Genomic DNA, 15574 nt, shown 5'->3' on the forward strand with positions numbered 1-15574 from the left:
TAAAATAAATACATTCAGCGGAATATCGGGGCAGTCAATTCATAAATTTAATATGGGAATACAATCACGCCTCCCATATACTATCGGAGGTGACACTAAAAAAGCGGATGAATATCCGCGTTCCAGGCTCGTTTTATTTAATTAATGTCTTCCTTCGTGTGCAAGGTGCTTATAAGGCCTATTTCTTCTATAGTAAACCCCAACCTGACAGACAGGCTATTCCCCAAATACTATCTTCCTATCATTTAAATATGGGAAAAGAGACCAGCCTTCCTACATCTGTAAGCGGTATCGCTAAGCTATAATCTATTGCAACGTGATCTTTTCCGATCGTCAAAACAGGGTATAACAATACGCCATACTTTTTTAACGCTACAGGGATGGTATCTTCAAACATCTTTTTTCTAATAATCTCAAGTACAGGTTGATCGTTTATCCGTACTTTTAAAGTCGATTCAAACTGGTGTGTTACAAAATCTTTGATGCCATACATCTCCGTGTATTTTGCTGGTAACCGCAGCGAGCTATCATGCAGGCAGTAGTATTGAAAATCAACTTTAACTTTGCTTTCTTTAAAAACAAATGCCGTATCAATTTTTATAGCAGCGTCATAATTTTGCTGGTAGGTTTTATAAATATTGACAAGCTCCATTGAATCCTCGTCTATGGTACTACTGACTTTATTGTGTACCTTATTTGTCAGGCTATCATTTACGGGATTCACAGGTTCCTGAACCGGTGCTTGATTGTTTGCACTATTACAACCAACATATAGCTGTACCAGCATCAGTATACTAACTAACAATAATAACGTGTATTTCATATTTTATCTTTAATGACCATAATTTTTTTCTCATAAACATCCTGCGCTGCAAATCTCCACATATTATATACATTATTTAATCCCTTTGCTTGGGCATCAGCAGTCATTCCATAAATTAATATGAGGATAAGATATTTAATCACATCGTCGCACGGAATTCCCTTTTCATCCCATCATTTTAACAGCTCATAAAAAAGCGGCTATCCCTCACCAGGATAACCGCTTCCAGTATTTATCATATGCAGATGGCTACTGCACTCTTACCAATATCAATTCTTTGGTAGCAACAGGCCCATGATCCGCGTATATCGATTTCACCTGCGTTGCTTGTATCCTCAGTGGGGTAAAAGATGCGAACAAGGTATCTTTAAAATACAATGTCAGCAATTGTTTTTCCGGATGGAATACCCATTTGTACGGTCCCTTCTTTTGGATAACAGACCAGGTAGCCACTTCGGTAATAGCCAGCTGCAGTTTATGTGCTTTTGCAAAGGTTAGTGTCACGAAATCGCTGCCATTAAAATGACCAGGGGCATCTATCTCTTCTGTTTTACTGGTGATACTTTTTATCAGCCTGACCGTATCCGACTTAAAAAAAGTACTGTCTTTGTTGCCGGTAACCCAGGCAGTGCCGGCAAAGTCAGCTGGTTGCAGCTTTACCTGTCCCTGTGCCACTGCGGCACAACATAACAGCCCTATGATGAATAATCTGTACATGTTGATGTGGTTAATTTTTAAGCTTTAAAAATTTGGTGTAAGGCATACTTAAAATAACGCCGGCCCCATTATAGAAATTCACCTTATTCCTTCCATAGGTATCTACCTGTATGGCTGTTGCACTACCTACTCCATTGGCGGGATTTCTATGGTAAGCCTTGTCATCTGGCGACGGTGACCGGGCAGCATGCGTATTTACCTCATCCCCATCTTTATTTTGTGTAGTAACGGTTCCTTCTGTATGCACATGCCAGTAATCTGCTAAAGCTTCCGCAGTTGGTTGATCCACCCCGTTAAAGGCCGGTATGGAGGCATTATTGGTACCGGTTTTCTTAATACCAGGTTTCCAGGCAGTAGCGGTCACCTCGCCTTTTTCATCTCTGGCCGTATGTCCTCCTTCTTCATGCAGCTCCGCATCTCCTGCACCGGCTTTAGTATCCACTTCTTCCGCGCTGACGGATTTCTCTACTCCTTCCACCGTTTTTTTCCCACCGTTCAATGTCACTTTGGCTACATTATCAATATTGGAAGTACCACCCGCTTTCGTCTCTGCTTTGATTCTTTTTACTTCCTTGGAATCTGTAACAATATGAATCCGGTTATCTTTTTTCCCGTCATCGCCGATCTTCCTCCCATCTGTATCATAAATAGGATCGGGCGCCATCCCATCCGGATCAATAAACCGAATTGGATTATTAAATGCATAATTATAAGGCGACCATCTGCGCATCACTTCCGCCATTGGATCGATGGCGTGCCAGCGGCCTATCTGGGCATCATACATTCTGGTGCCATAATCATACCATTCCAATCCGCTGCCATCTCCAAATTCTTTATGTTGCAATTCTTTACCATTATACTTCATCCGGTTCTCCGCATAGTTGGTGCCTTTCAGCGCATTACTGCTGATACCGGCCATCGTTAACCCAAACGGATAATAATGGGTTTCTTCCAATACCGGCCCGGCAGTCACGCCTAAAGTTACGTTATCGAAGAACATCTCCTGTGGTGTTTCATTGCTGGTGTATACATACAGGAAACCACTTTTCTTTATCAGCATTTTGTCTACGGCCAGTGTTTGTAACTGATCCGGTTCTGCCTTTACCTGTTTTACGCCACTATTTTCGTCTACTAAGTTAAACTGCTCATCAAACAACACAAAATTCAGGTAAGCTTTCGGACGGTCGGGCTGCTGCCGGTTAGGTTCTTTGTCTTTCAGGCGTTGATAGTCGTTGTTGTAGAAGTTGGTATTAAAAGGTGTTTGATTACCTGCTGCTACGCCACCGTGTGCTGCTTCCTGTGCGGCAGCGCCACCGAAAGTCTGTAACAGGTCTGCCAGCATATTTTCTGCTGGTACTGCCGTGTTGTTTTTATCTTTTGGTCCGGTAGATTTATAAAATGCTTTGGCGCCGATCTGAATAGAATCGCCGGCTACTACCCGCAACACAATAGAAGGACCTATTTTTTTACCGCCATTCTTCGCCACCAGCTTTGATACGGATTCGTTCTTCGCTGCGTTGTCGTCTTTAGGATAACCCGCCGGTTTAGGCGCACGGGTATCATCGATATTGCTGAACAACAGCGTTTCCCGGGCCGCTGCCGGCGCCTCCATGGTGGCAGCATACAGTGAGAAATCACGCTGCTCTGTGAGCACTACACGGGTATTACCCAGGTGATCTTTTACAAAGTAGTCGTATACATAAGCCGGCGCCTGGCCCGTTTTATAGGCCATCCGTACCCGGCCTTCTTCATGTCCGAAGAACTGCAGGGTATCATTCTGATAGATGAAGCCATTGCTGTAAGTGGTGGTAACCGTTTTTACAGTGGATCCGGTTCTATCGGTCACTACTTTTTTCAGCTTATTGCCGACAGCATCGTATTGATAGGCGATTGTGCCTTTGTTGTCAATGGTAATTAATACCGGCAGGTTCAGGTGATTGTAGGTAATGGAAGAAATACTTTTATTCAGATCTTTGATAACATTACCATTCAGATCATATTCATAATCATTACCGGTGTTACTGCCATTTTTAAAATCACCGAGCCGGGTAGATACACCGCTGGTATCATATACTGTCGCCAGCTTATTACTGTTGGGCAGATAGCTATAGGCCAGCTGGTCCAGCGGTATGATGCTGGCGCCATCCATGCCTTTCTGCGACATTTTGGTAATGTTACCATTGGCGTCATACGTTACCCAGGGCACCGAGAAGTTCATTTTATCCTGTGTCCATACTTTGCTACCAGCATTCTGCTGGGTGAAATCGGCCTGGGATAAGCGATTGGCCATATCGTAGTTATAACCGTAGGCTCTTGGCAGCGGATCATTCCAGCCTTTCCAGCGTACGCCGCTGATGTTACCATTAAAGGATTTATCACGGAAACCATTGTCGTAGCTGAGTTCCTGCCCAAAGTGAGACGTGGTACCGCCATTGTTCAGGTAGTCTTTGTTGATACTGGTCAACCAGCCACGGATGTTGTATTCAAAAGATAATCTTTCTACCGGCGGATTATTTTTATCGATGCCCAGCAACTTTGTTTTCAGCTGGCCGGACTCTGAATATTCGTTGGACGCTACCGTTCTTTCCAGGGCTTCCACATCATTGATTCTTTTCTTCACCTCTTTCACCCTGCCGGCATCATCATAGGCGATGGTGGTGAGCACCTGCGTATTGGGTGTCAGTGTACTCGCAGGGTTGGTATGCCGGTGATAGGTACTTAATACTTTACCACTGAAATCATACAGGTAGGAAGTGGTTTCTTTGCCTCCGGCGACATTATCACTGATACGTTGCAACAACTTTGCTTCATTGGTATAATAGGTAGTGGTAGTTAACCATTGATTGGTATCCATCACCCGCACTTTCATGCCCGTTACCAGGCCCAGGGTCATATTGCTGTAGTTGGACAACGGTACCGGATAGGGATTCGCACCAGCTTGCGGTTTACCCAAATCGGCTAACAAGGCAGGTTGTACGCCCGTGTAATCATAGTTATCGTAGTAGGTATAACTCAATGGGGTAAGCGCACCTGCCGGCAGTACGGGAAAAGTAGCAGGGCTACTGCTACCTATAACCGCATTTTTTATCTCTGTTTGCAATGTTTCCCGGGTAGCATTGGAACTATAGATCGCTGTTTGCACCGGCCTGTTGAATACGTCATAAAAGGTTACCAGCCATTGGCCCGTACCAGTGGTACGTTGCTTACCATCGCGTACATACACCAGCCGATCTCTGTTGTCATACACCATTTCAGTAGAGTCGGCGCCGGGTACTTTTTTGATGATCATTCTGTTGCGGCCATCGTAGCGGTACTGGAAACATAACTCTGCTGCTATCGGCGTTACGTTCCAGGTGCTGGTAATTTTTTCGGTAGCCAGCGGTGGAATCACGAAACGCAGGTTATTCCAATCATCATAGATATAATAGGTGCATAACCATCCCATATGCGCCGCCCCGGGTGAAGTAGCCAGCTGTACTTTTTTCAGCACGATCAGGTCGGATTTATCTTTATAGATCACCACCTGGTTGCCGCTTTCATCGATCGTCACATTTTTATACAATTGCCCCGCGCCATAAATGGCACTGCTGACAGGGGTTGTACCCTGCATCGTCCATAATCTGACGGAGTCGGTGAGCGCGTTAACGAAGTATTGCTGGCGCTGCGGATGATTACCGCCTGTTTTTGCCCAGCTGTTGCCTGGTGAATAGGTATTTGATACCCGGTTTAACGGCGATGGTTCAAAATCTGTCTGGCTGTAATAAATACTTTCATTTTTAGCACCGGGATTCAGGGTGGTATCTTTGTAAAATGCCTGCTGTCCGGTAAATGGACTCGTTTTAAAAGCACCATCGCTGGTATTGCCCGTCTGAGGTACATACGGCAGGTATTGATATTGTTCTCTTCCGAAAGCATCATAGGCAACAGGTGTTACCAGATCCTTACCGCTTTTGCTGACGTTTTTGAGTACCGTTTGCAGTGGCCGGCCCAATCCATCAAAATATTGGGTCGTCTGTTTTACTTCTTTTACGGTTCTGGCGGAACTCATCACCATGGCAAAGTCGGAAGTGGGCAGCGAAGGTTCCCATACCCTGACATAATTAATCGTGGCATTTGTATATCCTGCAGGTACGGCAACAGGTGTTGCGGGTACGGCGGAAGCGGATACAGGTGCGTTCTGCGCAAGCATTGGACTGGTGAAAAGCAGGGATAATGCTAACAGACAGCCGGTATAGGTGTAATTTCCAGGCATAGATATAGGGGTGTTGGGTAAATCAATTACTATAATATACGCATTTTGGTTTGCTTATAAATACTACGAAAAAAAGAACTGTCTTACAAACCAGGTAAGTTAGCCCGGTGATAAAATAAAATCGTTGATTACCTTCCCCCTTCGCCTGGAATTTAAAGAACAGCCGATTGGCTGTTCTTTAAAAAATAATGATAGGGGTGCTATTTAATAACAGCTGGTACACCCACCACAGTAACGTTGTCCGGTACATCTTTCAGTACCAGGCCGGCAGCGCCCACAATCGACTGACTACCTACGGTTTTACCTTCCAGTATAGTAGCCTTTACACCTATCAGGTTGGTATCTCCGATTTTTACGAAACCGGAAATGGCAACACAGGGATTAAACACATTATGATCTCCGATCACTACATCATGTCCTACCGTAGTTGCCAGGTTAAAAATGTTAAACGAACCGACGGTAATGCCAGTGGTAAAAACTACATTGGCCGTCAGGATATTACCTCGTCCAAACGTTACATTATCCTCATCTATAATAACACCGGGATGTATGAGATTCGGAAAATAAAACCCTTCACCGAAAGCAGCAGCCAGTTTCTTAATAATCTTAGGCTGCCCGATCCCAATAGCCAGTGCGGCTCCTTTTTTGTCGGCGATGTCTGCTTCTCCCCAAACCGGCACCATTGTTTTTCCTATTTTAATAGGATCACCGGCTTTAATGTCCACAAATCCCCGGATATCATAACCACCAATCTGAGTAATGAGGAAGTATACTTCCTTCGCAAAACCGCCGGCTCCTAAAATATAAATTTCCTGCATGGTATTTATTTTAAAACATAAGAATTTATCATGCTATCACTAAAACGTCACCAGCCTGCTGTACGCGCACAACAATTTCTCCTGCTTTATTACAGATAGCCACAGGACATAATATGCCATGGGCGGCTATTCTATAAAACCGTCTCAATAATTCGTACAATAATTTAAGCTGCTGGTCGACAAGTATGTATAGTATCTCCGGGTATTTATCATGATTGCACAGCGAGGCCGTTTCACATGAACTAATCCCGGAATGTTATCAGGTGTGATTTATTGGGCAATGGGCTTCCGATCATTGCCGCCAGTTATAGAGATGCGGCAAAGAAAGTGTATTCAGGAGAATATTATGAAAGTTGATGGCAGAAAAATTTCGGGTTGTAGAAAAGCAGGCTGGGAATATAGCAGCAGCCGGGAATCTGATACAACATTTTCATTTTTTTTGCGGATGCCTAATCTTATCTACTGTACCTGCTAATAAAAAACGGTTGTCTCTTTAATAGAGACAACCGCCTTTTAAATCTGTTAGCTGTTTTTTATTTCAGCCGGTATTTTTGCTGATATTTTTCATACAGCTGATGCTGTTTGTTATCCAGGTTAACTTCCCGGCCTTGTATATAAGCCTGGATAATCACCGCTGTTTTCATATCCAGGATATCGCCGGTACTAACGGCAATATTGGCGTCTTTACCTGTTTCCAGAGAGCCGGTGATTTTATCAATACCCAAGATTTTAGCAGCATTGAGCGTCACAGCAGACAAAGCTTCTTCCTTACTTAAACCGTAGGTACTGGCAGTACCAGCTTCGTAACTCAGGTTACGTTGCTGCCAGAAACCTTCATTACTCAGGCAAAACAACACGCCTGCTTTTTGCAGTATGGCGGGTGTTTTGTAAGGCTGATCCACATCATCATCGGGTGTGCTGGGCAGACTATGGGGCTGTGCCAGTACTACCGGGATGTTGTTTTGTTTCAGGATATCGGCAATCAGCCAGGCATCACTACCACCTACGATGGTTACCGGCACATCGAATTCTTTGGCAAAATCAATGGCTATCAGCATTTCCTTTACCAGTTCACAGTGTACAAAGAGCCGTTGCTCTTTGGCAAACAGGCGACGCATGGATTCATATTTCAGATTGGTAGCCGCATGCTTGCTTTCCTGCAGATAGGCTTTGGCTTCACGGAAAAATACTCGCACCTTTTCTATTTGTTCCAGGCCTTTTTTAACGCGATCCGTTTCATTGCCGCCGCCTCCGCGTTCATTACTAACCGGGATTAAACGGGGCATATTAAAATGCAGGGCATTATCTGTTTTATAGGCCGCATCTTCCCAGTTCCAGGCATCCAGTTGTACAACGGAAGAACTACCACTGATCAGGCCCCCCTGTGGCGTTATCTGTGCCAGCAGAATACCATTGGAACGAAGGGTGTTGATCACTTTTGAATCGGTATTGTAGGAGATCAACGACCGGATAGAAGGATTGATTTCGCCTACTTCTTCATAGTCGTTGGTAGCGCGTACGCTTTCAAATTCCGTCAAACCCAGATTGGATTCCGGTGCAATAATGCCGGGATATACATGCTGTCCTTTCAGATCCAGCACGGTAGCATCGCTGCCGGCAGCCGGTACATTGGCGCCTACCGCTGTAATCTTTCCCTGAGCAAAGGCGATAGTGCCTTTTTCAATAACCTGTCCGTTACCAATGTGGATAACAGCGTTGGTGAGGTATACCGGCCTGTTTTGTGGCAAGGCCGCTGAGATGGTTTCCTGAGCGTGGGCAGTATAAAAACCCATTGCCAGTACCGCCAGAGATATGCTTTTTTTCATGCAGTTACTTTTTTGAGCTACCGGTATGTGGCCAGTAGCAAAATTTTTCAAATAAGGCAGATGGATCATTTGTTCACAATATCATGCTGATGTCCGCCCTGCAGGTCTTCGCAATGGTACATTTCTTCCCGTGTAAAGGCTGCTTTCTGGGTAGGTGTTCCTTTTTTCTTTTCGCCCAGCAGTTTCTGGGTAAGCCGACTACGTTCTGCGGCAATACGTTTACGCAGCTGCAGGTCATACTCGCGGTCGAATTCCACAATACCATCTACAATGGTTTTATCTGCCTTGGCATAAATGCTCAGGGGATGATCGCTCCACAATACCACGTCGGCATCTTTACCCACCCGGATACTACCCATGCGGTTATCCACATGCAGGAGTTTAGCTGGATTCAGGGTCACCATTTTCAACGCATCATCTTCACTAACACCGGCATAACGAACACTTTTGGCAGCTTCCTGATTCAGGCGGCGGGCCATTTCGGCATCATCGGAGTTAATAGCCGTTACTACGCCTACGTTGTGCATGATCGCTGCATTATAAGGAATAGCATCCTGTACTTCCATTTTGTATGCCCACCAGTCGGCGAATGTACCGGCGCCGGCGCCATGTGCCTTCATTTTATCTGCTACTTTGTAACCTTCCAGGATGTGCGTGAAAGTATTGACGCGGAAATGGAAACTATCTGCCACATGCATCAGCATATTGATTTCGCTTTGTACATAAGAGTGACAGGTGATGAAACGCTGCTGATGCAGGATTTCCACCAGTGCATCCAGCTCCAGATCACGGCGTTTGCCAGGACCTTGTTTTTCATAGTCACGGGCACGGGTAAACGCATCTACATATACCTGCTCTACCCCCATTCTGGATTGCGGGAAACGAACATTGTTACGCTCGCCCCAGTTGGATTGTTTTACGTTTTCACCCAATGCAAATTTGATGAAAGGATCCCATCCCGTTACTTTCAGGGCTTCTGCATTTTGTCCCCAACGCAGTTTGATCAGCTGTGACTGTCCGCCGATAGGGTTGGCACTACCGTGTAACAGGTGCGAAGCGGTTACGCCACCACTCAGCTGCCGGTAGATATTCACATCATCCGGATTCAGTACATCCGCAATGCGTACTTCTGCCGTTACGGCCTGTGACGCTTCATTCACACCACGGGAGAGTGCAATGTGAGAGTGTTCATCGATGATGCCGGCAGACAGGTGTTTACCGGTACCGTCGATCACGCGGGCATTGCCGCCAGCCAGGTTTTTACCTATCTGCGCAATTTTTCCGCCCTTTATCAGCACATCTGTATTTTCCAGACGACCTTCTTTTTCATTGGTCCATACGGTTGCATTTTTAATCAGGATATCCTGTTGCTGCGGGAGCTTCTCCCAGCCATAACCATTGAACGGATAATACAGTTCACCGGTAGTAATGGCTGCTGCTTCCTTCACTACCGCAGGTTTATCTGCGATGGCTTTTACAAATACAGCCGTCCATTTTACAGGATTTCCAGCGGTATCTACACCGGTACCGGTCCAGTTGCCGGCGCCGATCAGACCACTCAGTCGCAGATTATTCCTGCCTTTTTTAGACAATGGCAGCGATAAGGTGACCAGTTTATCGGTAACGTCAATGCGGCCGGAAAGTGTGTCGGGCTGAATAACAGACAAGGTTGGCGCCGACGGCGTACCTTTTATGTCGATGTTCAGGGTGGTACCAGGCGTGATGCTTAAAGTGTAGCTACCCCGGATATCGTTCCAGCCATCTTCTTTGATCACATAACGGTTACCCTGTACCCAGTTCTGTAACACCACGGTTTGTTCGCGGAAGAGCGGACCGGAAGTAATGAGGAAGTTAGCCAGTTTACCAGGTTCCAGGCTACCTACTTTGTCATACGCTTTCAAAGCGGTAGCAGGCGTTTTGGTAAGCGCCTCCAGTGCTTTCTGTTCCGTCAGTCCATATTCAATGGCTTTGCGCACATTGCCAAGGAACTGTTTAATATCTTTTAACCCGGCAGCGGTCAAGCAAAACGGGATATTGGCTTTTTCAAAAGCGGCTGGCTGACCAGGCGCCATTTCCCAGTTTTTCATTTCTGCCAGAGATACAAAACGGGCATCGGTGGGATCTTCCACATCGATGGCACCCGGGAAGTTAACCGGCAACACGAAAGTAGCTTTGGTAGCTGCCATCTCAGGAATACGCTGGTATTCATTACCGCCACCTTTGATGATAAACTGTACGCCAAATTCATCGCCTACTTTATCTGCCCGCAATACATCCCATTTATCGGCAGTCAAAAACAGCTGCGGTAACTGCAGGTTCTCATTCCAGGCTTGCAGGGAAAGGTTTACCCCTTCTTTCGCCGGCTGTGATTTATACCATTGCGCATCCAGGAAAGTCTGGCGCAGCAAGGCAATAGAACCCATCAGGGAATTCGGATAATTTTGTGTGGAACTACCTTTATCAAAGGAATAGGCAGCAGCAGCTTTCTCGCGGATGATAGCCAGGTTTTCTTTGGTATCCGCCAGCGTTACCAGGGCTGCGGTGCCACGGGCAATACCATCTTCCTGTTGGGTAAGTACGGTACCGAAACCCGCTTCCCGGATGTTGGCGGCTTTCTTTTCATCTACGTTAAATAAAGCGCCTGCATTTACTTCACTTCTGATAGCCTGATTCCAGCCATACGCACCTTTGGTATTCGATAAAAACTGCGGGGGCGCATTCCAGGAAAACGGGCTGCGTTTTCCATCGGGTAAACCATAACTGCTGTAGAGGTCTACAAAAGAAGGATAAATGTACTTTCCTTTACAATCCACTACCACGGCATCTTTAGGGATTGCGGCGTTAGGACCTGCGTCCACGACTTTCCCATTGCGGATAACCAGGGTGGCATTGTTCAGGGTGGTTTGCGCGTCTTTAACAAGGGTGGCATGGGTAAATGCCACACAGCCTTCGCGCGGGCTGGCAATACCGTTTACGGGATAGGTTTCCTGGGCATAGGCAGCGGAACCGGCCATTAATAAGGCCATCAACATTAACTTGCTCCGGTGACCGCCCATGGCAAAAGCTACGCGTCGTGACAGCTGGGCCAACACGGGTCTCTCAAAAGCTCTTTTCATGTATTTGTTTTAGTTTTTAACGGTTTAGATTCAGTTGATGAGTAAATGTAGCAAATCATTATAGCTGGTCTTAGTAAATAATACTTTTTTTTATGAGTGGTAGCGCAGCTGACAGCCAATTTAGTTTTGCATTAACACGAAAAAGGGATAAATTGAATGAGGTTTAGGCCTAAGTTTGCAACGAAGGCGCCATCATTTTTACTATAATTTACGCCATATGAAATATATCACTGTATATACCATCCTTTTACTATTATGCATTTCCAGCGCCGTGCAGGTACACGCACAGGCCGACAGCAGCCATTCAAGAGGCCGCTGGAGTGCCGAAGGAAGAGCCGATAAAATAACGGATAAAATTGCGCGGGAACTGAGCCTCGATAAGCAGCAGAGTAAACAGATATTGTCAATTAATCAAGACATCGTACGTCGGCTGGATCTGGTACACATGGATAAATCGCTCACCAAAAAAGAACGCATGCAGCAATACAGAACACTGGATGCAGAACGCAGCCAGCGTTTTAAAACAGTATTGAATGCTACGCAGTACAAAAAATGGAATGACTGGGAGCTGAAAAAGAAAGAACACCTGGAAGCCAAAATGGAAAAGAAAAGACAGCGCAAAGCCGCCAGGGACGCTTCTCAAACTGAATAAATACCTTATTTCACCACATACCGGCAGTGAGCTTACGCCCACTGCTTTTTTATTGCCGTCAACACCGTTCATGACAAACCCGGTAACCGATATCACCCACATTTTTGAATACGCCGTAGCAGCGGTACATCCGGCAGCGCTGATACGCAACAACGTAAGTGTATGGCAGGAGCATCACCAGCCTGTGATTCGGATTTCGGGAGATGATTACCGGGTAGCCCCGGATGCGACCATCTGGATCACCGGCGCCGGCAAAGCCGCTGCTGCTATGGCACAGGAGCTGGAGCAATTATTGTTGCCGCATTTTCCGTTGCAGGGCTGCATCGTTACCAAATACGGCCATGCCTTACCCTTGCAACAACTGACGCTACTCGAAGCCGGCCACCCGGTACCCGACAACAACAGCGTGGAAGCTACCACACAACTGCTGGCACTCACCCAACAGGTACGCCCGCAGGACCTGGTATTTTTTCTGTTGTCCGGTGGCGCCTCTTCCCTGCTGGCCGATGTACCACCCGGATGCCGGCTGACAGACGTACAACAGCTGTTTTCCCTGCTGCTGCATAGCGGCGCCGATATCCGGGAAATGAATACGGTGCGGAAACATATTTCCGGCATCAAAGGAGGCCGCCTGGCACAGGCCCTGTTGCCGGCTACCGTATGTACCCTTATCCTCAGTGATGTGGTAGGCGACGATCTCAGTGTGATCGGCTCCGGCCCTACGGTACCGGATCCTACTACGTTCGCGGATACGCTGGCCATCCTCCGAAAATATCATCTTACAGAAAAAATACCGCCCGCCTTATTACAACATATTGAAAACGGCGTGGCCGGCAAGATAGCAGATACGCCCAAACCCGGCAGCACAGGTTTCGGTCATGTGCATAACTACCTCACAGGTACCAACCGGATTGCCCTGGAAGCCGCCGCCGGCAAGGCACAGGAGCTGGGCTACCATCCGCAGCTGCTGGCCGCAGATACTACCGGTGAAGTACACACGACCGCACAATACCTGGTGCAACAGGCCCTCCAATACCCCGGACCTTTGCCAGCCTGTTTGCTCATGGGAGGAGAAACAACGGTAACCGTTACCGGTAGCGGTAAAGGAGGCCGTAATCAGCAGCTGGCACTGGCAGCTGGTATCGCCCTCGCAGATCATCCGCATATCACCCTCCTGAGTGGCGGAACAGACGGCACAGACGGACCTACCGATGCCGCCGGGGCTATCGTGCATGCCCAAACGATAAAAAATGCCTTAAAATTACAACTGGACCCAAATAGTTTTCTGCACAGTAACGACGCCTGGCATTTCTTCTCAAAGGCAGGCGGGCTACTGGTTACAGGCCCCACACAAACAAATGTGATGGACCTCATGATCGTATTGATTGCCGCGGAGCAGACCGAAATTTAAAATCAAAGTTTGTATATGTGCTGATAGGTTTTATTTTTGGGCCCTGAATTCAAAAATTCTGGATTTACTAAACCAATATGCATTATGCTGAGAATGGAACAGACATGGCGATGGTTCGGGCCTGATGATCCGGTTAGTTTGTCTGATATAAAACAGGCTGGAGCTACCGGTATTGTTACTGCTTTGCATCATCTGCCTAATGGAGCGGTGTGGACGAAGGAAGAAATACTAAAACGTAAAGCGATCATCGAAGCAGCCGGTTTAACCTGGTCTGTGGTAGAAAGTGTGCCGGTACATGAAGATATCAAAACACAAAGCGGTCGTTTCAGGGAATATATCACCAACTATCAGCATACCCTGCGCAACCTCGCAGCCTGCGATATCCGTACGGTAACGTACAACTTTATGCCCGTGCTGGACTGGACCCGCACTGACCTGGCCTACCCCGTAGCCGACGGCTCCAAAGCACTCCGCTTTGAAAAAGCCGCTTTTATGGCGTTCGACCTGTTCATGCTGCAAAGACCTGCTGCCGAAAAAGATTACAACGACGAAGAGATTGCCCAGGCAAAAGAGCATTTCGACAGCATGACACCTGCTGACAAAACCTTGTTACAGCAAAACATCATCGCCGGACTGCCAGGATCAGAAGCTACCTTCACCCTGGAACAATTCCAGGCGGCATTGGATAAATACAAAGGCATTGATGCTACCCAGCTGAAACTGCACCTGTTTTATTTCCTGCAGCAAATTGCTCCGGTAGCTGAAGAAGCCGGCGTAAAACTGGCCATCCACCCGGATGATCCGCCATTTCCGATATTCGGATTACCCCGGATTGTAAGCACCGAACAGGATGCCAAAGAACTGCTCATTGCAGCGCCCTACTCTTCCAATGGACTGTGCTTCTGCACAGGCTCATTTGGCGTACGGGAAGATAATGACCTGCCAGGCATGATTGAACGCCTGGGAGACCATATCCACTTCATTCACCTCCGCAGCACCAAACGCGACGCCCAGGGCAACTTCTACGAAGCCAATCACCTGGAAGGCGATGTAAACATGTTTGCCGTGGTGAAAAACATTCTCATCACCATGAAACGGCGTAATGTTTCCATTCCCATGCGCCCCGATCATGGACACCAGATGCTGGATGACCTCCATAAATCTACCAATCCTGGTTACAGCGCTATCGGCCGCCTGCGTGGTCTGGCAGAACTGCGTGGCCTGGAAATGGGCATTGCGGGGGCTTTAGGCTCTGATTGACTGACTACTACCAGCATCAGGTCCGCACAAAGAGTTAAGGTGGGGATAAGCAATACCATCGTCGGACTGAGATGCTACGCAAGAGCAGAAAGTATATTTGAATCCATACCGTAATGGCTGATTACGCGTACAAATATCGCCGCTCTTAAATATATTGTGAGGGTTGAACAACGATGTGTTCAACCCTTTTGTTTACCGCCAATAATTTTTACTAAACCTACATCATGATCAGCAATTCTACTACAGATGAGCAGTACGAAGCCTGTCTGGCCAAACGCCCCGATAGCCTCGCCCGCTTATTAAGCCAGCTTAAAAAAGATATGGACTGGCGGCTTACCGAAAAAATACAGGAACGCGGCTACCCCCATTTTAAACTGGGAGACATGGTACTCCTTGTAAATATCGACGCCCACGGCACCATCAACAACGACCTCGCCAGAAAAGCCAAAATCAGCAAACAAGCGATGAGTAAAGTCGTTAAAAAGCTGGAAGCCACAGGTTACATCAGCACCCGGAAACATGATACCGACAACCGGGCCAGCATCATTTACCTCACAGAACAGGGAAAAGAACTGATGATCAACGCATGGGAATGCATTGAAGCCATTCAGCACTCCTATACGGCTATCATTGGAGAAACCGATGCGGTAGAAATGAAACGTATCTTATTGAAACTCCACCGGGGTATTGGCATCTAAA

10 protein-coding genes are annotated in these 15574 nt (G+C 46.9%); 4 read left to right on the plus strand and 6 right to left on the minus strand.

Annotated elements, in window-relative coordinates; all coding sequences use genetic code 11:
- Positions 1 to 241: 241 nt before the first annotated feature.
- From OL444_RS31225 to OL444_RS31250, 6 genes are all read right to left on the minus strand, one after another.
- Positions 242 to 823, minus strand: coding sequence for a hypothetical protein (locus OL444_RS31225; protein WP_264726680.1), 582 nt, complete (start codon positions 821 to 823; stop codon positions 242 to 244).
- 249 nt (positions 824 to 1072) lie between these two features.
- Positions 1073 to 1540 (minus strand): hypothetical protein, encoded by a 468-nt coding sequence (locus OL444_RS31230; RefSeq protein ID WP_264726679.1) that lies wholly within the window; start codon positions 1538 to 1540, stop codon positions 1073 to 1075.
- 10 nt (positions 1541 to 1550) lie between these two features.
- Positions 1551 to 5792 (minus strand): DUF6443 domain-containing protein, encoded by a 4242-nt coding sequence (locus OL444_RS31235; protein ID WP_264726677.1) that lies wholly within the window; start codon positions 5790 to 5792, stop codon positions 1551 to 1553.
- Positions 5793 to 5992: 200 nt separating this feature from the next.
- The gene (locus tag OL444_RS31240) at positions 5993 to 6610 is read right to left on the minus strand and encodes an acetyltransferase (protein ID WP_264726675.1); all 618 of its coding nucleotides are present in this window, start codon (positions 6608 to 6610) and stop codon (positions 5993 to 5995) included.
- Positions 6611 to 7143: 533 nt separating this feature from the next.
- Positions 7144 to 8436 (minus strand): amidohydrolase family protein, encoded by a 1293-nt coding sequence (locus OL444_RS31245; protein ID WP_264726673.1) that lies wholly within the window; start codon positions 8434 to 8436, stop codon positions 7144 to 7146.
- A gap of 65 nt (positions 8437 to 8501) precedes the next feature.
- Complete coding sequence (locus OL444_RS31250) at positions 8502 to 11552, minus strand: amidohydrolase family protein (RefSeq protein WP_264726671.1); 3051 nt, start codon at positions 11550 to 11552, stop codon at positions 8502 to 8504.
- 217 nt (positions 11553 to 11769) lie between these two features.
- On the opposite strand from OL444_RS31250, the gene OL444_RS31255 reads away from it, so the two are divergent.
- The 4 genes from OL444_RS31255 (at position 11770) to OL444_RS31270 (ending at position 15573) form a co-directional block, all read left to right on the plus strand.
- On the plus strand, positions 11770 to 12204 hold the full coding sequence (locus OL444_RS31255) for a DUF4890 domain-containing protein (RefSeq protein WP_264726669.1): 435 nt from the start codon (positions 11770 to 11772) through the stop codon (positions 12202 to 12204).
- Between the two features lie 70 nt (positions 12205 to 12274).
- Complete coding sequence (locus OL444_RS31260) at positions 12275 to 13615, plus strand: glycerate kinase type-2 family protein (protein ID WP_264726667.1); 1341 nt, start codon at positions 12275 to 12277, stop codon at positions 13613 to 13615.
- Positions 13616 to 13699: 84 nt separating this feature from the next.
- Positions 13700 to 14875, plus strand: coding sequence for a mannonate dehydratase (gene uxuA / locus OL444_RS31265; protein ID WP_264726665.1), 1176 nt, complete (start codon positions 13700 to 13702; stop codon positions 14873 to 14875).
- A 224-nt stretch (positions 14876 to 15099) separates the two neighbouring features.
- Positions 15100 to 15573, plus strand: coding sequence for a MarR family winged helix-turn-helix transcriptional regulator (locus tag OL444_RS31270; RefSeq protein WP_264726663.1), 474 nt, complete (start codon positions 15100 to 15102; stop codon positions 15571 to 15573).
- Position 15574: the final 1 nt, after the last annotated feature.

Origin of the sequence: Chitinophaga nivalis, assembly GCF_025989125.1 — a bacterium.
Taxonomy (GTDB): domain Bacteria; phylum Bacteroidota; class Bacteroidia; order Chitinophagales; family Chitinophagaceae; genus Chitinophaga; species Chitinophaga nivalis.